Source organism: Pantoea leporis, assembly GCF_028048155.1.
GTDB classification, from domain to species: domain Bacteria; phylum Pseudomonadota; class Gammaproteobacteria; order Enterobacterales; family Enterobacteriaceae; genus Pantoea; species Pantoea leporis.
In genome coordinates this window covers 655,201-672,135 of record NZ_JALMEU010000001.1, presented here as the reverse complement: position 1 = coordinate 672,135, position 16,935 = coordinate 655,201, and the positions used below count along the sequence as shown (strand labels likewise).

Here is a 16,935-nt window from a genome sequence, read left to right as displayed (position 1 = left end):
AATGCGGTGCGCCCGTAGATCGGGCGCCCAGGAGAATGTGATGCACAGACGACTCTGGTTACTGCTTCCTGTCGTGATCCTTAGCGGTTGCCGCATTGTGTCGCAGCAGGAGCTGGCCGACCTGAAAAATCCTCCCAATCCCAAAATGGGCAATATTGCCCAAATGTGGCAACAGAAACTGGTACCGCAAGTTCAACATGATGCGAAGCCGGTGGCTGAGTTATTGAATGCGCTGAAATCCGCCAAAGATTTTGATAGCGCTTGTAAAACTTACGGCTATCGCAGTCAGGAAGAGAACCCGTGCGTGTTCAGTGTCAACGTGAGCGGTGAAATCACGGCGGTTAACACCACGTCGCGTAACGGTCGGATGACAGTGAAAGATGTGTCCGGTGACACTGTCACGGTGCAGGTTGGCCCGATTTTTCCCGGCACGGTGTTGCGCGATGCCTACAAAGGTGCCAGCTATCAGGACTTTAACGATCAGGTGCTGTTCGGCGATTACAGTCGCGCGATCAATCAGCAAGCGGCGAACATGATGAGTGCTTTCAAGCCCAAAGTGGGTGACAAAGTGCAGCTGGCTGGCGTGTTTAGCAGCTTTGATACGCCGGAACAGGTGCCGAATGTGACACCAGCGGCGATTACACGTCAGTAAGGAGCGGATATGCAACAGCCTCAACATGACGTGATCATTGAAACCCGCAACGTGTCGCGCATCTATCCCGGCGTCACCGCGCTGGATCAGGTCAATTATCGCGTTTATCGCAACAAAGTTAACGTGCTGATTGGCGAAAACGGCGCGGGCAAATCCACCATGATGAAAATGCTGGCGGGCGTGGAGATCCCGTCATCCGGCGAGATTCTGCTGGACGGCGCAGCGGTGTCGCTGAGCTCCACGCATCAGGCGGAAAAACAGGGCATCAGCATTATTTTTCAGGAGCTGAACCTGTTTCCCAATATGAACGTGATGGACAACATCTTCATGGCCAATGAGTTTTTCCAGCGCGGCGTGATCAACGAGAAGTATCAGTATTCGCTCGCCAAAGCGTTGCTGGAACGGCTGGAGCTGGATGTCGATCCCTACGCGCCGCTGGCTGAACTCGGTATCGGCCATCAGCAGCTGGTGGAGATCGCCCGCGCGCTGTCCAAGGACACGCGCGTGCTGATCATGGATGAACCGACCAGCGCACTCAGCCAGTCAGAAGTGAAAGTGCTGTTCAACGTCATCGACCAGCTTAAACGGCGCGGCGTCACCATTATCTATATCTCACATCGGCTGGAAGAGCTGATGGAGATTGGCGATCACATCACCATCTTCCGCGACGGACGCTTCATCAGCGAACGCGAAGTCCGCGACGCCTCGATTCCGTGGATCATTGAGCAGATGGTGGGCGACAAGAAGAAACACTTCGATTACCAACCAGCGACGCAGGGTGAAACGGTACTCAGCGTCAACGGGCTGACCGCGCTGCATCAAAACGGCGGTTACAAGCTCAATGATGTCTCTTTCTCGCTGCGAAAAGGCGAAGTGATTGGCATCTACGGTTTGCTGGGCGCCGGGCGCACCGAGTTGTTCAAAGGGTTGATTGGCATGATGCACTGTCAGTCGGGCAGCGTCAGTCTGAACGGCGAAGCGCTGGAGAAGCGCAGTTTCCAGCAGCGACTGAAAAAAGGCATCGCGCTGGTGCCGGAAGATCGGCAAACCGAAGGCGTGGTACAGCTGATGTCGATCACCGCCAACATGACGCTCAGCGATCTCAGCCTGCGGGGTTTCCGCCGCTGCTGGCGCAAGCTCAATCCGCACAACGAGCAGCGCCGTGTGGATGAAATGATTGGCCATCTCGCCATCAAGGTCAGCGATCCCGAGCTGCCGATCACCTCCTTAAGCGGCGGCAATCAGCAAAAAGTGGTGCTGGGTAAAGCCCTGATGACCGGGCCGCAGGTGGTGCTGCTGGATGAGCCCACGCGCGGCATTGATGTGGGGGCAAAAACCGATGTTTATCACCTGATTGGCAACCTGGCGCAGCAGGGATTGGCGGTGATGTTCTCCTCGTCCGAACTGGATGAAGTGATGGCGCTGGCTGACCGCATTCTGGTGATGGCGGATGGTCGCATCACCGCCGATTTACCGCGCGCGGCGGCCACGCGCGAAGCCCTGATTAGCGCCTCAACGCCACGCGATTGAGCCCGCTGGAGAGTAAAACGATGAATCAAAAATACCTGATCTATATGTACCTGCTTAAGGCGCGTACCTTTATTGCCTTGCTGATCGTGGTGAGTTTCTTCAGCTTTATGGTGCCTAACTTTCTCACCACCTCCAACCTGCTGATCATGACGCAGCATGTGGCAATTACCGGCTTGCTGGCGATTGGCATGACGCTGGTGATCTTGACTGGTGGCATCGATCTTTCGGTCGGGGCGGTGGCGGGCATATGCGGCATGGTGGCGGGTGCGCTGCTCACCAACGGCGTACCGCTATGGGGCGGCAACGTACTGTTTTTCAACGTGCCCGAAGTGATTCTGGTGGTGGCGCTGTTCGGCGTGGCGCTGGGATTGATTAATGGCGCGGTGGTGACGCGACTCGGCGTAGCGCCGTTTATCTGTACGCTCGGCATGATGTACGTGGCACGCGGCGCCGCGCTGCTGTTCAACGATGGCAGCACCTACGCCAACCTTGTCGGCACGCCAGCACTGGGTAATACCGGCTTCGCCTTGCTCGGTTCGGGTTCGATATTGGGCGTGTATATCCCAATATGGATGATGCTCGGCTTCCTGCTGCTGGGGTTGTATCTGACGCGTAAAACCCCGCTGGGTCGTTACATCTATGCCACCGGTGGCAACGAATCGGCGGCGCGCCTGGCGGGTGTGCCGATTATCAAGGTCAAAGTGTTTGTCTACGCCTTTTCCGGCTTGTGCGCCGCGCTGGTCGGTTTGATTGTGGCGTCGCAGTTGCAAACCGCGCACCCGATGACCGGCAACATGTTCGAGATGGACGCCATCGGTGCCACGGTGCTGGGCGGCACGGCGCTGGCGGGTGGACGCGGTCGCGTTTCAGGCTCGATTATCGGTGCTTTTGTCATCGTGTTTCTCGCCGATGGCATGGTGATGATGGGCGTCAGCGATTTCTGGCAAATGGTGATCAAAGGCCTGGTGATTGTCACTGCGGTGGTGATCGATCAGTTCCAGCAAAAATTACAAAGTAAGGTGGTGCTGCTGCGCAGACATGAAAAAAAGCAGCAATCGGCCGCCCTGCCTGAAGCGACACATGGATAACAGGAGGCAATATGACACGCGATTTTAGTGGAAAGACGGTGGTGATTACCGGCGCCTGCCGCGGCATTGGCGCGGGCATTGCAGCGCGCTTTGCCCGCGACGGGGCGCGTTTGGTGATGGTGTCGAATTCGGAACGCGTTTTCAGTACCGCGCAGGCCATCGAACAGCAGTTTGGCAGTGAGGTTCTGGCGCTGCAGGTCGATGTTACCGATGAAACGGAGGTACAGCAGCTTTATCAGCAGGCGGCTGAGCGCTTTGGCAGCATTGATGTGTCGATTCAGAATGCGGGGGTGATTACCATCGATCGTTTCGATGCGATGCCCAAAAGTGACTTCGAGAAGATCCTTGCGGTGAACACCACGGGCGTGTGGCTGTGCTGCCGGGAAGCGGCGAAATATATGGTGAAACAGGGCAGCGGCAGCCTGATCAACACCTCGTCCGGTCAGGGACGGCAGGGTTTCATTTATACGCCGCACTATGCCGCCAGCAAGATGGGCGTGATCGGTATTACTCAAAGCCTGGCGCTGGAGTTGGCGCCGTGGCATATCACGGTGAATGCCTTCTGTCCGGGCATCATCGAGAGTGAAATGTGGGACTACAACGATCGCGTGTGGGGCGAGATCCTCAGCAGCGATAAAAAGCAGTATGGCAAAGGCGAACTGATGGCCGAATGGGTGGAAAACATCCCGCTTAAACGCGCAGGGCAGCCGGAAGATGTCGCTGGCTTGGTGGCTTTCCTCGCCTCTGACGATGCGCGCTATATCACCGGGCAGACCATCAATGTGGATGGCGGTTTGATTTTCTCCTGATAGTTCGCTTTTGGGTCGCCATTGATGGCGTCATGCTAAACACTAAGCCTCATGGTCGCACCTTCCGTAGCGGCGTGATTCATCGCGCAATGCCGATCACTAAAGCGCTGTATCAAATCTCCGCACCTTCAGTAGCGGCGCGATTTATCGCGCAATGAATTGCGCCGCTACAACATATGCTCTCGGTAATTAGGGGGTTCATATTTTAACTGACGAGCATTACGCAATGCATTGCGCCGCTACAATGTGCGCGCTCAATGATTTGAGAGGTTATCTCTTGATGGGCAAGCAGGGCACAACACATTGCGTCGCCTGCTTACCTACATTCTGATTTTTCGTTTTCTGCCTTAATCGAAACCAGACATGTCCGGCACTTGCATCAGAATATGCTAGGGTAGACTTATGCAGTTTTGTGAGCCACCTCTAATTCTGAACCGGGTCGAACCCTATTTTTAGCTATGTTATTTACTTTGTTATCACCTAAAAGCGTGCGTTATCTCTCTGGTTTTTCACTACTTGCCGCATCCGCGCCTGCGCTGGCGTTGATCTCTGACACTAAACTCGCCGATGCGCCGTTTAGCGATCCCACACGTTTCCAGAAAATGGCCGATCGGTTGCCTGCATTGGGTTACCAGGATGAAACGGAAGCGTTCAACAAAAAACTGGCGACCATTGCCAAAAGCATTGGTGAAGCCAGCCAGAACAGTACGGACGACAATGCCCTTGGCCAGCAGGCGGGGCTGTGGGCCTTTAACCATTTCCGCGATGAAGTGGGCAATCGACTGGTTGATGAAGGCCAGTCGCTGTTGTCACCGTATGGCAATGCTCAAATCGATTTCAATGTGGATATGGAGGGCAATTTTGCCGGCAGCGGTGCTTCGCTGCTGACACCCTGGGCGGATAACTATCGCTACCTGACCTTCAGTCAGGTCGGCTTTCATCAAACTGATGATGGGCTGGTCGGCAATGCTGGCCTCGGGCAACGTTGGGTGGCAGGAAAATGGCTGCTGGGCTATAACGGTTTCGTCGATCGCATGTTCAGCAGTGGCCTACAGCGCGCTTCGCTGGGGACCGAAGCATGGGGCGATTATCTGCGCTTCTCCGCCAACTACTATACGCCGCTGTCGGGCTGGCAGGATCGCAATCCCTTCCAGCAGCAGCGCATGGCGCGCGGCTATGATTTCACCACCCAAGGCTATTTGCCGCACTATCGTCAACTCGGTGCGTCAGTAAGCTGGCAGCAATATCTGGGCGATAACGTCGATCTATTTAGTTCCGGCAACCGCTACCACAATCCGTCAGCATTAACCTTTGGTGTCACCTACACACCGGTGCCGCTGGTGACCTTATCTGCCAGCCATAAAACCAGCGACAGCGGTGAGAGCCAGGATCAGCTCGGCTTGCGTCTCAACTATCGCTTTGGCGTGGCGCTCAGCCAGCAGCTGAGTCCGGATAACGTAGCGGCTGCGCACTCACTGCGCGGCAGTCGCTACGATAACGTGACGCGCAGCTATACGCCGGTGCTGGAATATCGCCAGCGTAAAACGCTGTCGGTGTTTCTCGCTACGCCGCCGTGGCAGCTGAATGGCGGAGAAAGTTTGCCGCTGAAATTGCAAATCCGCAGCACCAATCCGATCGCTAAAGTGATGTGGCAGGGCGATACCCAGGCGCTGAGCCTGACGCCGGGTGCCAATCCCAACGATCCACAGGGCTGGAGTGTGATCCTGCCCGCGTGGGATAACTCGCCGGGTGCGCATAACAGCTATCGCTTGTCGGTGGTGTTAGAAGACAGTAAACAGAATCGCGTCACCTCGAACGAGATCGTCCTGCAATTGCAGCCGCCGTTCTCACTGGATCAGGGCGATGATGATCGCTTTGATTTGATGGCGCCGTAATCGCCTCGCACCAATAAAAAAGGGCAGCTTTCGCTGCCCTTTGCGCATATTCAGCCGACACTAGCCGAACAGCCATGAGGGTATTGCCACTTAGAACTGGTAAATCAGACCCACAGCGGTGACATCATCAGAAGCGATGCCCAACGCATTATCATCTTTTAACAGGTTGATCTTGTATTCAGCGTACACAGACATGTTTTTGTTGAAGTAGTAGGTTCCACCTACAGCGACGTATTTGGTGAGATCGACATCACCAATATTTTCAATCTCTTTGCCTTTAGATGAAACATAGCCGATTGAAGGACGCAGTCCGTTAATGAACTGATACTGCGCAACGGCTTCAAAGTTAACGGCTTTGTTAGCGAAGCCACCAGTGATTGGGGTTGCGTTGAGCGTTTCGCCGTACATGGTTGCCAGGTAAATCTGGTTAGCATCGTATTTCAGGCCCGTGGTCCAGTGCTGTGCTTTCTCGCCTTCGCCACGTAAGGCCTGGTTCTGCGTATTGGTACGATCCAGGCTCGCGTAAGCGCCAACCAGGCTCAGACCGAAATCGAAATCATAAGAAGTGGAGAGCGCGAAGCCATCACCATTCGAACGGCGTACTGCAACGTTTGCATCGCTACGATCGTTTTTACCTTCGTACTGTGCAGCAACGTTCCAGCCTTTCACCAGACCGAAGAAATCTTTGTTGCGCCAGGTCAACACGCCACCTGAGCGGCTGGACAGGAACCCATCAGAGTAACCTTGATCGCCACCAAAGAAGGGCAGCATATCGGTGTAACCCAGCACGTCATAAATCAAACCGTAGTTACGACCGTAATCGATCGAGCCGAACTGACCAAACTTCAGGCCAGCAAAGCCCAGGCGGGTTCTGTTACCGCTGTTGGCATCGCTGCCTTCAGAGTTGCTCAGGCTGTACTGGTACTGCCATTGACCGTAGCCGGTCAGTTGATCGTTGATCTTGGTTTCGCCTTTAAAACCAATACGGGTATAAGACGAGGTATCACCATTTGACCCTTCGTTATCGGAGAACAGATGCGAGACGTTAATTTTGCCAGTCAGGTCCAGCTTGTTGCCATCTTTGTTATAGATTTCGGCGGCCTGAGCCGAAGAAAGTCCCAGCAGTAAAGGCATCACTGCTGCCAGTAAGGAGCGCTTCATCATTTAATTTTACCCTGTGATATTTTTTAATTTTGTCCCCATCTGCGGGGTGAAAAGAAAATGACACAAAAGGTTCAAGATCGACAGTGCAATATATGTAACTAAATATTTCTCGTTAACTTTTTGTGTGATTTTTAATCTTAAATTCCATTATGTGGAATTTTGTATTGGTTAAACTTATCCATAAGACAATATGTGTAATGATGATTTTAATATTTATCTGTATGATTTTATTGAATAACCTTAAATTTAAAGATGCGTAAATAAAATCAGTAGCTTGTTCGTGAAATAGCACAAGCCTATGCATTATTGTTCAATAGCAAATATCTGAATCCAGCTAATCATTAGCAGGGTAATTATCGGCTTCATGGCTTTGTGTCCTTTTATTTCTGTTCTGATAATAACCCTGGTCACAAAATGTTATTTAGCTTTTCGCTTAACAATGAACTGGCGAAATAATATTCAATTCAGTGAGGGAAATGTTAAAACCCGATTAATTCGCGCCATGCTAAATTTGCACCGCGCTATCACTTTCCTGCACCAATCAGGCACATTGCGCCCCAAAAAAGTGCGTTTATCGCATTAATTTGGCGAAATATTTCCTGCCCGATCACAAAAGCAATATTTCATTTTGCCGATGCATAAATCCGCTAAATAAATTACTGCTATTCAGCCTGCATCAGACTGATATTCACTTTTTATGCAATTAAAGTGAATATCACCACCTGTTAAGTTATTGATATTCCGTAGTGGTAAGACGATTATGCATTTTTGCGGCTGGCTGGCACGCTATCTGCAATATACAGTAGAGCTGCCACTTAACATTTTTAACAATTTCAAAACAAAAGGCTTCACCGGGTGTGGAGCAGGAGAAAGGGCTATGTCACTGCAGGTTTCACGTCAGAATTTCGATCAATGGATGATGCCAGTTTATGCACCCGCGGCTTTTGTTCCGGTCCGCGCGGAAGGTTCAACGCTGTGGGATCAGCAAGGCAAAGAGTATATCGATTTTGCCGGTGGCATTGCGGTTAACGCATTGGGACATGCGCATCCGGCGTTGCAGCAGGCGCTGATCGAACAGGCCGGCAAACTGTGGCATACCGGAAATGGCTATACCAATGAACCGATCCTGCGTCTCGCCAAACAGTTGATTGATGCCACTTTTGCCGATCGCGTGTTCTTCTGTAACTCCGGCGCTGAAGCGAATGAAGCGGCGCTGAAACTGGCACGTAAAACCGCACACGACCGTTTCGGTGCTGAGAAAAATGGCATCGTTGCTTTTAATAATGCTTTCCACGGTCGCACGCTGTTTACCGTGACAGCAGGCGGACAACCTGCCTATTCCCGGGATTTTGCGCCGCTGCCACCGGCGGTCGAACACGCTAATTTCAACGATCTGGCCTCGGCGGCCGCGCTGATCAATGACCAAACCTGCGCGGTGATCGTCGAGCCGATTCAGGGTGAAGGCGGCGTCCTGCCAGCCGATCCCGCTTTCCTGCGCGGACTGCGTGAACTCTGCGACAAACATCATGCGCTGCTGATTTTTGATGAAGTGCAGAGCGGCGTGGGTCGCACCGGTTCGCTGTATGCCTATATGCATTACGGCGTGACCCCGGATGTATTAACCACCGCCAAAGCGCTGGGTGGCGGCTTCCCGATTGGCGCAATGCTGACGCGTGAAGATCTGGCGCAGGTGATGGGCGTAGGCACGCACGGCACCACCTACGGCGGCAACCCGCTGGCGGGCGCAGTCGCGGGCAAAGTGATGGAACTGATTAATCAGCCGGAATTTATGGCCGGCGTGGCCGAGCGTCATCAATGGTTTGTTACGGCGTTGCAGGAACTGAACAAGCGTCTGCCGGTATTTAAAGAAGTGCGCGGGTTGGGTCTGCTGATTGGCGCTGTGCTTAACGACGATTTCGCCGGTAAAGCCAAACAGTTCAACCTCACCGCGGCCGAAGAGGGCGTAATGGTGCTGATAGCAGGTGCCAACGTGGTACGTTTTGCGCCAGCGCTGAACATCAGCGAGCGCGAAGTTAAAGAAGGTTTGGCGCGTTTCGAACGTGCCTGTGAACGCGTGCTCAAAGGAGCCACATCATGATGGTGATTCGCCCCGTCGAACGTGACGATCTCTCGCAGTTGTTGTCGCTGGCGGGTAAAACCGGGGGTGGCTTAACCTCGCTGCCCGCGGATAGCGAAACGCTCAAAGCCCGTATTGAGCGTTCGCTGCTCACCTGGCAAGGTGCCTTGCCGCCTGCTGAGCAAGGCTATGTGTTTGTGCTGGCCGACAGCGAGGATAATCGCGCCGTCGGCATTTGCGCCATCGAAGCGGCGGTGGGTTTGCAGGATCCCTGGTACAACTTCCGCGTTGGCACACAGGTGCACGCTTCGAAAGAGCTGAACGTGTATGCCAGCCTGCCGACGCTGTCGCTGAGCAACGATCACACCGGCAGCAGCGAACTCTGCACGCTGTTCCTCGATCCCGATTACCGCGATGGAAAAAATGGCCATCTGCTGTCGAAATCGCGCTTTCTGTTTATGGCCAACTTCCGCGACCGCTTTATGCAACATGTGGTGGCGGAGATGCGTGGCGTCAGTGATGACAATGGCCACTCGCCATTCTGGGACAGCGTCGGCAGCCGCTTCTTCTCGATGGAGTTCAGCAAAGCCGACTTTCTGAGCGGCACCGGGCAAAAAGCCTTTATCGCCGAGCTGATGCCCAAACATCCGCTCTACATTCACTACCTGTCTGAAGCGGCGCAAAAAGTGATTGGCGAAGTCCATCCGAAAACTGCGCCCGCGCGTGCGGTGCTGGAGGCGGAAGGTTTCCGCTATCTCAACTATGTCGACATCTTCGACGGCGGCCCGACGCTGGAGTGCGAAATCGATCGCATTCGTGCCATTCGCAAGAGTCGCCAGTTAACCGCTGAGAGCGGTGCAGCCGATGAAAGCTGGCCGCTGTGTCTGGTGGCCAACGCGGATTACCAGCATTTCCGCGTGGCGCTGCTGCCGGTGGATATGGCATCCGGCACGGTAAAACTGACTGAAAGCCAGCGCGCGGCGCTGCATTGCAACATTGGCGATCAACTGCGTGTGGTCACGCTGTGTCGCGAGGAGAAAAAAGCATGACGCATTTTATTCAAGGTCAATGGGTGACCGGCGGCGCTGACGCCCTGAGCAAACAAAATCCGGTGACCGGCGAAACGCTGTGGCAGGGCAAAGCGGCATCGGCAGCGCAAGTGGCTGCGGCCTGCGAAGCGGCGCGCGCGGCGTTCCCGCAGTGGGCGAGAAAACCGTTTGCGGAGCGTCAGGCGCTGGTGGAAGGGTTTGCCCGTCTGCTTGAAAGCCATAAAACCGCGCTGGCGGAAACCATCGCCCAGGAAACCGGCAAGCCGCGCTGGGAAACGCTGACCGAAGTGCAGGCGATGATCAACAAAATCGCCATTTCGATTAAGGCCTATCACAGCCGCACCGGCGAACAGGCCGATGGCGAGAGCTCGCTGCGCCATCGTCCGCACGGCGTGTTGGCGGTGTTTGGTCCGTATAATTTTCCCGGCCATCTGCCGAACGGCCATATCGTGCCAGCTCTGCTGGCGGGTAACTGCGTGGTGTTTAAGCCGAGCGAGCTGACGCCGCTGACGGCGGAGAAAACCGTGCAGCTGTGGCAGCAAGCCGGTTTACCAGCGGGCGTGATGGCGCTGCTGCAAGGCGGTCGTGAAACCGGCCAGGCGCTGGCCAATGCGGAACAAATTGATGGTCTGCTGTTTACCGGCAGCGCCGCCACCGGCTATCACCTGCATCGTCAGTTCGCCGGACAGCCAGAAAAAATGCTGGCGCTAGAGATGGGCGGCAACAATGCGTTGATTGTTGAAGATCCTGCGGATCTTGATGGTGCGGTACATATCGCTATTCAGTCGGCCTTTATTACCGCCGGACAGCGCTGCACCTGCGCGCGTCGTCTGCTGGTGAAGCGCGGCGCGGCGGGCGATGCCTTCCTGCAGCGTTTGGTTGAGGTCAGTGCGCGCTTGCAGCCTGGCGCGTGGAATGCCGAGCCGCAGCCGTTTATGGGCAGCGTGATTTCACCCACCGCCGCCGGACATATTTTTGCCGCCTGGCAGCAGCAGGTGGAAAAGGGCGGGAAAGTGATGCTCGGCATGCACTGGCCGGACCGCGACAGCGCCATCATCACGCCGGGCATCATTGATGTGACCGAAGTGAAAGATTTAGCGGATGAAGAAGTCTTTGGTCCGTTGCTGCAGGTGATTCGTTACGACAGCTTCGAGCAGGCGATTGCTATCGCCAATAATACCCGCTATGGCTTGTCGTGCGGTCTGATTTCGCCGCAGCGCGCGCAGTTTGATCAGCTATTGCTGGAGGCGCGCGCCGGTATCGTTAACTGGAACAAACCGCTGACCGGCGCGGCCAGCACCGCCCCCTTTGGTGGCATTGGCGCATCCGGGAATCATCGTGCCAGCGCGTGGTACGCCGCCGATTACTGTGCATGGCCAATGGCGTCGCTGGAGAGCCCAAGCCTGGCGCTGCCGGGCAGCTTAGCGCCGGGCCTCGATTTCTGCGCGCAGGGGGCGAAATAATGCAAGCATTTGAAGCGAACTTTGATGGGCTGGTCGGCCTGACACATCACTACGCGGGATTGTCGTTTGGTAACGAAGCCTCGACGCGCAATCAGTTGCAGCCCTCGAATCCGCGTCTGGCGGCGAAGCAGGGTTTGCTGAAGATGAAAGCGCTGGCGGATATGGGCTACGTGCAGGGCGTGATCCCGCCGCACGAACGTCCTAATCTGCCGCTGCTGCGCCAGCTCGGCTTTGGCGGCAGCGATGAGCAGGTGCTGGCGCAGGCGGCGAAGCACGCGCCGCAGCTGCTGTCGGCGGCCAGCTCAGCCTCGGCGATGTGGGTGGCGAATGCCGCCACGGTGTCGCCGTCGGCGGATAGCGCCGATGGTCGCGTGCATTTCACCGTCGCCAATCTGAATAACAAATTCCATCGCGCCATCGAGGCACCGGAAACTGCCGATCTGCTGCGCGCGATTTTCCGTCATCCGCAGCACTTCTGCGTGCACGATGCGCTGCCGCAGGTGGCGCAGTTCGGTGATGAGGGCGCGGCCAATCACAATCGTTTCGGGAGTGATTACGGTGATGCGGGCGTGCAGCTGTTTATTTATGGCCGTGATGGGCAACAGCAGGGCACAACGCCAGCACGTTATCCGGCGCGTCAAACGCGGGAAGCCAGCGAAGCGGTGGCACGTTTGCATCAGCTTGATGCGCAGCGCACGCTGTTTGCCCAGCAAAATCCAGCGGTGATTGATCAGGGCGTGTTCCATAACGATGTGATTGCGGTGAGCAATCAGCAGGTGCTGTTCTGCCATCAGGATGCCTTTGTGAACCAGCCGCAGTTGCTGAGTGACATCGCCGCCCGCGTTAGCGGTTTCCAGCCGATTGAAGTGCCGCGCGATAAAGTATCGGTAACCGATGCGGTCAACACCTATCTGTTTAATAGCCAGCTGTTGCAGCGCGCCGACGGCGGTATGCTGCTGGTGCTGCCAGAAGAGTCACGCCAGCATGTGGGCGTGTGGCGTTATCTCACCGAGCTGGTGGAGAGCGGCGGGCCGATCCGTGAACTGAAAGTTTTCGATCTGCGTGAAAGCATGTTTAACGGTGGCGGTCCGGCCTGTTTGCGTCTGCGCGTGGTGTTAACCGAAACCGAGCGTCAGGCGCTGAATCCGGCGGTATTGATGAACGATCGCCTGTTTGCCACGCTCAACGATTGGGTGGATCGCCACTACCGCGATCGCTTAACTCAGGCCGATTTAGCCGACCCGCAACTGCTGCGTGAAGGGCGCACCGCGCTGGATGAGCTGACGAAGCTGCTAGACTTAGGCAGTGTCTACGCGTTTCAGCGTTAACGCCGGGGTGAGAGGTTCGCCCCACGTCGTTAAAAAGGAGTGAACATGCAGGATTTTTTACAGCAGACCTTGTCTGGTGAGCCGCCACAGCAAAGAGAGGGCAGCAACGATCATCTCAGTTGGCAATGGCATAACGAGGGACTGATGTCCCTCACGCCGCATACGCCCACACAGCAGGCGCTGGTGCTCTCTGCGGGCATTCACGGCAATGAAACCGCGCCGGTTGAGATTCTCAATCTGTTGCTGACGCCACTGTTAAAAGGCGAGAAGCCGCTGGCAGTGCGCTTGCTGGTGATTTTGGGTAATCCCGCCGCGTTGCGCAGCGGCAAGCGCTACCAGCAACATGATATCAATCGCCTGTTTGGTGGACGCTGGCAGCAGGTGGCCGATGTACCCGAAGCGCAGCGCGTGCTGCAGCTGGAGCAGGAGCTGGAGAGTTTCTGGCGCGCCTGTCTCGATCATGAAGTGCGCTGGCACCTCGATCTGCATACCGCGATTCGCGGCTCGTATCATGCGCGTTTTGGCGTGATGCCGCTGAATCCCAATCCGTGGCCCGAGGCGTTTATGCACTGGCTGGCGGCGGCAGAAATGGAGGCGCTGGTGTTCCATCGTTCACCGGGCGGCACCTTCACCCATTACAGCTGCGAGCACCATAATGCGGCGAGCTGCACGCTGGAGCTGGGCAAGGCTTTGCCGTTTGGTGAGAACGATTTAAGCCAGTTTGCTGGCGTACAGCGGGCGCTGGCGGCGTTGCTGTATGGCGATGCCTTGCCGGAGGTGCGTGAGCAGCCTCGCCATTATCGCGTGGCGCAGCAACTGACCCGGCACGGCGATAAGTTTGTGTTGCACATGGGGCCGGAGACGCTGAACTTTACCGCTTTCCCGCAGGGCACGCTGCTGGCGGAGGAGGGTGACCGGCGTTACTACGTGCAGCAGGCGCGCGAGTATGTGCTGTTTCCCAATCCGAATGTCGCGCCAGGATTGCGCGCGGGGCTGATGCTGGTGGAGGAGAATGAACAGACGCAGGCGCTGGCGTTGTGATTTTCCCTCACCCTAACCCTCTCCCGCAGGCGGGAGAGGGAGCCGAACGAGCGAATATTTGGATTGAGTGACATGTGGCAGCGTTTCCCTCTTCCGGTGGGAGAGGGCCAGGGTGAGGGCATCAACGCGCCGACATTTCCCTTCCTGAAAACCGACAATACCGTTACACTCCTCCTTAATTCCTGCGTTTTTCCCTTGATTGTCATAAACTTTTTCAATTCCTCACGCATTTCTTCTCTTTCTCTCCATGATTGCCTGATCTCTGTCTTTTATGCTTTCAGGGCTTTACTCAGCCTCTGAGTAGTTGACGTTCAGCGTCGTATGCTTGTTTCCGAAGACGCGACACAAGCTGTCGTCATTAAACTGATAAGTAAGGACAATATTATGCGTAAATTAACTTCTGTGTTCCTGGCTACCGCAATGGCTTTTGGTGCTGCAAATATCGTCCATGCAGCGGCAGACAACCTGACTCCGCCGCCAGCAGGCAGCGAAAAACCGATGCATAAGCCGCCGATGCGCCACCACGGTATGGAGATGATGTTTAAAGGTCTGAACCTGACCGATGCGCAGAAAGCGCAGATCAAAACGATTCTGCGTGATGGACATAAAGAGATGAAACGCCCGTCGCTGGAAGAGCGTCGTGCCGACCATGCCATCATCGCTTCCGATACCTTTGACCGTGCGAAAGCCGAAGCGCAGGCTGAGAAGATGACGGCGAATGCCAAAGATCGTGCGCTGCAGATGATGGAAACCCAGAACAAGATCTACAACGTGCTGACACCAGAGCAGAAAAAACAGTACAACGCGAACTTTGAGAAGCGCTTAACTGAGAAAGGCCCGCACGATGGCAAAACGCCACCACCGCCGGCTGATGCTGAATAAGTTCTTTCGCTAACTGAATAGAGACCGCCGGGGTTGTCCATCGCATCTGATGCTTTGGGCAACCTCGGCGGTTTTGTTTTAAAGCTCGATCAGCGGGAACACACCAGAAAGCAGCGGACGGCAGAGAATTTTATAGCCGTCATGATCGAAGCCGTGCGAGGCGCGCTGCAGCTGGCGCGCTTCGGCCTCGCTGCTGACCGATCCCAGCCAGAACCAGTGATCGATCACATGGATTTGCGTAATGTTTGTCCCCGTTTCCACCATGCCAACCGGGCCTTGCCACGGCCAGCATTGAATGCGCATCTGCTCTAATGCCGCATGCAGGCGCTGCTGATGCTCAGCAACCGACTCGTTACCACAGCAGGCACCGGCGCAGCGTTTTAGTGCAGCGCGAAAACAGCCGCGTCCCGGACGCAACGACTCCAGCCCAAGCAAGCCGTGGCACAAGCGCTGCTCATCGGCGATGGCTTTTAGCTTCTCCAGCGCGGCAAAGCGACTGCGAAACAGGCCATAAAGATTGGGCGAGCGGGAGAAGTCGAGATCCTTTGCATACACCACCTGCGGCGCACCGTCGCCCAGCTGCAGCGAACAGAGCTGGCGGTTCTTACGCAGGCGCTTATTAAACAGCGGCTGTTGCGTTTTGATCATCTGCGCTTCCAGCAGCTGCGCGCCGACGTCGCCAGCGGTCGGGATCCAGGTGACGCGCCGCGCCTGACGCAGCATTTTGGCTTCATCCGGCGCCCGGAAATGCGCCATCACCCGACTGCGCAGGTTGACGCTTTTGCCGATATACAGCGGCAGATTTTCGCTTTCACCGTGAAAGGTATAGACGCCCGGCTGGTTGGGTAAACCTTCCAGCCACTGACGTAGATGTTCGGGATATTGATAGATGGCTGCCGCATCGAAATCGAGGCGGTGGCTGGCTGCACGTCTGACCAAAGCACACTCCAATTACTGGTTGTCCATCCAGTGTATCAAACTGTGCTTTTTCTCGCCAGTCAGCGGCGATGAGAAAGTTTCCCGCCCGGACGGCGGGAAACGCCATGCACTTACTTCTTCCAGAAGTCGTCGAACACGGTGATCGGCGGACGACGTTTGTGCTCAGTTTTCAGATACCAGCCTTCGATGGTTTTTGCTGCGGCGACATCGATGGTCTTGCCTTCCAGATAGGCATCGATTTGCTGATAAGTCACGCCGAGCGCCACTTCATCCTGCAAGCCAGGACGATCATCTTCCAAATCGGCAGTAGGATGCTTGAGATAGAGGTGTTCCGGGCAGCCCAGCGTTTTCAGCAGCTGTTTGCCCTGGCCTTTATGCAGGCGGAAGATCGGGTTGATGTCGCTACCGCCGTCACCGTACTTGGTGAAGAAACCAGTGATTGCCTCTGCCGCATGGTCAGTACCGACCACCACGCCTTTGGTCATGCCGGCGATGCTATACTGCGCTTTCATGCGCTCACGCGCTTTTTCATTGCCGCGCACGAAATCCGATACCGTAATACCCGCATCTTTCAACGCACGTTCGCTGGCCAGGATCGCTTCTTTGATGTTCACCACCAGCGTGCGATCGGGTTGGATAAATGCCAGCGCATCCTGACAATCCTGCTCATCGGCCTGCACGCCATACGGCAAACGCACGGCAATAAAGGTGTAATCGTTATCGCCGCTCTCTTCACGCAGTTCGCGAATCGCGGTTTGCGACAAAATGCCGGTCAGTGTCGAATCCTGGCCGCCGCTGATGCCGAGTACCAGCGTTTTCAAAAAGGGATGGGCTTTCAGGTAAGACTTCAGAAAATCAACGCTGACGCGGATCTCCTGCTGCGGGTCGATAACCGGTTTTACACCAAGGGCTTCAATGATTTCCTGTTGCAGTGACATGAACCTCTCCTCAAGTCAGTAGCCTGACGGCACAATGCGAATCATCTGCTAAAGCTAACGCCTCTCCCCACAAACAACAA

At 55.5% G+C, this 16,935-nt stretch carries 15 protein-coding genes; 12 read left to right on the top strand and 3 right to left on the bottom strand.

Features of this window, described 5'->3' with window-relative positions; all coding sequences use genetic code 11:
* The first annotated feature begins 40 nt into the window (after positions 1-40).
* The 6 genes from MWH02_RS03140 to MWH02_RS03115 all read left to right on the top strand — a co-directional run bounded on the left by MWH02_RS03140 (position 41) and on the right by MWH02_RS03115 (position 5,974).
* On the top strand, positions 41-652 hold the full coding sequence (locus MWH02_RS03140; protein WP_271459887.1) for a DUF2291 family protein: 612 nt from the start codon (positions 41-43) through the stop codon (positions 650-652).
* Between the two features lie 9 nt (positions 653-661).
* On the top strand, positions 662-2,182 hold the full coding sequence (locus MWH02_RS03135; RefSeq protein ID WP_271459886.1) for a sugar ABC transporter ATP-binding protein: 1,521 nt from the start codon (positions 662-664) through the stop codon (positions 2,180-2,182).
* A 20-nt stretch (positions 2,183-2,202) separates the two neighbouring features.
* Complete coding sequence (locus tag MWH02_RS03130) at positions 2,203-3,270, top strand: ABC transporter permease (protein ID WP_101764597.1); 1,068 nt, start codon at positions 2,203-2,205, stop codon at positions 3,268-3,270.
* Positions 3,271-3,281: 11 nt separating this feature from the next.
* Positions 3,282-4,079 carry a glucose 1-dehydrogenase gene (locus MWH02_RS03125; protein WP_101764596.1) on the top strand — a complete coding sequence of 266 codons (798 nt, stop codon included), beginning with the start codon at positions 3,282-3,284 and terminating at the stop codon, positions 4,077-4,079.
* A 32-nt stretch (positions 4,080-4,111) separates the two neighbouring features.
* On the top strand, positions 4,112-4,237 hold the full coding sequence (locus MWH02_RS03120) for a hypothetical protein (protein ID WP_271459885.1): 126 nt from the start codon (positions 4,112-4,114) through the stop codon (positions 4,235-4,237).
* Between the two features lie 300 nt (positions 4,238-4,537).
* Positions 4,538-5,974, top strand: a complete 1,437-nt coding sequence (locus MWH02_RS03115; protein WP_271459884.1) for a YchO/YchP family invasin — start codon at positions 4,538-4,540, stop codon at positions 5,972-5,974.
* A 90-nt stretch (positions 5,975-6,064) separates the two neighbouring features.
* Here the strand turns inward: MWH02_RS03115 and MWH02_RS03110 are convergent, their stop codons facing one another.
* Positions 6,065-7,138: a porin gene (locus MWH02_RS03110; protein WP_271459883.1), complete on the bottom strand. Its 1,074-nt coding sequence runs from the start codon at positions 7,136-7,138 to the stop codon at positions 6,065-6,067.
* An 877-nt stretch (positions 7,139-8,015) separates the two neighbouring features.
* Here MWH02_RS03110 and MWH02_RS03105 point away from each other — a divergent pair.
* The 6 genes from MWH02_RS03105 to spy all read left to right on the top strand — a co-directional run bounded on the left by MWH02_RS03105 (position 8,016) and on the right by spy (position 14,978).
* Positions 8,016-9,236, top strand: coding sequence for an aspartate aminotransferase family protein (locus MWH02_RS03105; protein ID WP_110866001.1), 1,221 nt, complete (start codon positions 8,016-8,018; stop codon positions 9,234-9,236).
* Entirely contained in the window at positions 9,233-10,264 is a 1,032-nt protein-coding gene (gene astA / locus MWH02_RS03100; RefSeq protein WP_222233567.1) for an arginine N-succinyltransferase, read from the top strand. The genes MWH02_RS03105 and astA overlap by 4 nt, the downstream gene beginning before the upstream one ends.
* Entirely contained in the window at positions 10,261-11,727 is a 1,467-nt protein-coding gene (gene astD / locus MWH02_RS03095) for a succinylglutamate-semialdehyde dehydrogenase (RefSeq protein WP_271459882.1), read from the top strand. Before astA ends, astD begins: the two co-directional genes overlap by 4 nt.
* Entirely contained in the window at positions 11,727-13,055 is a 1,329-nt protein-coding gene (gene astB, locus MWH02_RS03090) for an N-succinylarginine dihydrolase (RefSeq protein ID WP_271459881.1), read from the top strand. Before astD ends, astB begins: the two co-directional genes overlap by 1 nt.
* A 45-nt stretch (positions 13,056-13,100) precedes the next feature.
* Complete coding sequence (gene astE, locus MWH02_RS03085) at positions 13,101-14,096, top strand: succinylglutamate desuccinylase (RefSeq protein WP_101764588.1); 996 nt, start codon at positions 13,101-13,103, stop codon at positions 14,094-14,096.
* 384 nt (positions 14,097-14,480) lie between these two features.
* Positions 14,481-14,978, top strand: a complete 498-nt coding sequence (gene spy / locus MWH02_RS03080; protein WP_137385657.1) for an ATP-independent periplasmic protein-refolding chaperone Spy — start codon at positions 14,481-14,483, stop codon at positions 14,976-14,978.
* A 78-nt stretch (positions 14,979-15,056) separates the two neighbouring features.
* Here the strand turns inward: spy and cho are convergent, their stop codons facing one another.
* Entirely contained in the window at positions 15,057-15,917 is an 861-nt protein-coding gene (gene cho / locus MWH02_RS03075) for an excinuclease Cho (protein ID WP_101764586.1), read from the bottom strand.
* Positions 15,918-16,027: 110 nt separating this feature from the next.
* A complete protein-coding gene (gene nadE / locus MWH02_RS03070) occupies positions 16,028-16,855 on the bottom strand; it encodes an NAD(+) synthase (protein ID WP_271459880.1) in 828 nt (275 codons plus the stop codon).
* Positions 16,856-16,935: the final 80 nt, after the last annotated feature.

Bases quoted from the DNA above. Each gene is read 5' to 3' on its own strand.
- MWH02_RS03140 (WP_271459887.1), top strand. From the start codon at position 41: ATGCACAGACGACTCTGGTTACTGCTTCCTGTCGTGATCCTTAGCGGT.
- MWH02_RS03135 (WP_271459886.1), top strand. From the start codon at position 662: ATGCAACAGCCTCAACATGACGTGATCATTGAAACCCGCAACGTGTCG.
- MWH02_RS03130 (WP_101764597.1), top strand. From the start codon at position 2,203: ATGAATCAAAAATACCTGATCTATATGTACCTGCTTAAGGCGCGTACC.
- MWH02_RS03125 (WP_101764596.1), top strand. From the start codon at position 3,282: ATGACACGCGATTTTAGTGGAAAGACGGTGGTGATTACCGGCGCCTGC.
- MWH02_RS03120 (WP_271459885.1), top strand. From the start codon at position 4,112: ATGCTAAACACTAAGCCTCATGGTCGCACCTTCCGTAGCGGCGTGATT.
- MWH02_RS03115 (WP_271459884.1), top strand. From the start codon at position 4,538: ATGTTATTTACTTTGTTATCACCTAAAAGCGTGCGTTATCTCTCTGGT.
- MWH02_RS03110 (WP_271459883.1), bottom strand. From the start codon at position 7,138: ATGATGAAGCGCTCCTTACTGGCAGCAGTGATGCCTTTACTGCTGGGA.
- MWH02_RS03105 (WP_110866001.1), top strand. From the start codon at position 8,016: ATGTCACTGCAGGTTTCACGTCAGAATTTCGATCAATGGATGATGCCA.
- astA (WP_222233567.1), top strand. From the start codon at position 9,233: ATGATGGTGATTCGCCCCGTCGAACGTGACGATCTCTCGCAGTTGTTG.
- astD (WP_271459882.1), top strand. From the start codon at position 10,261: ATGACGCATTTTATTCAAGGTCAATGGGTGACCGGCGGCGCTGACGCC.
- astB (WP_271459881.1), top strand. From the start codon at position 11,727: ATGCAAGCATTTGAAGCGAACTTTGATGGGCTGGTCGGCCTGACACAT.
- astE (WP_101764588.1), top strand. From the start codon at position 13,101: ATGCAGGATTTTTTACAGCAGACCTTGTCTGGTGAGCCGCCACAGCAA.
- spy (WP_137385657.1), top strand. From the start codon at position 14,481: ATGCGTAAATTAACTTCTGTGTTCCTGGCTACCGCAATGGCTTTTGGT.
- nadE (WP_271459880.1), bottom strand. From the start codon at position 16,855: ATGTCACTGCAACAGGAAATCATTGAAGCCCTTGGTGTAAAACCGGTT.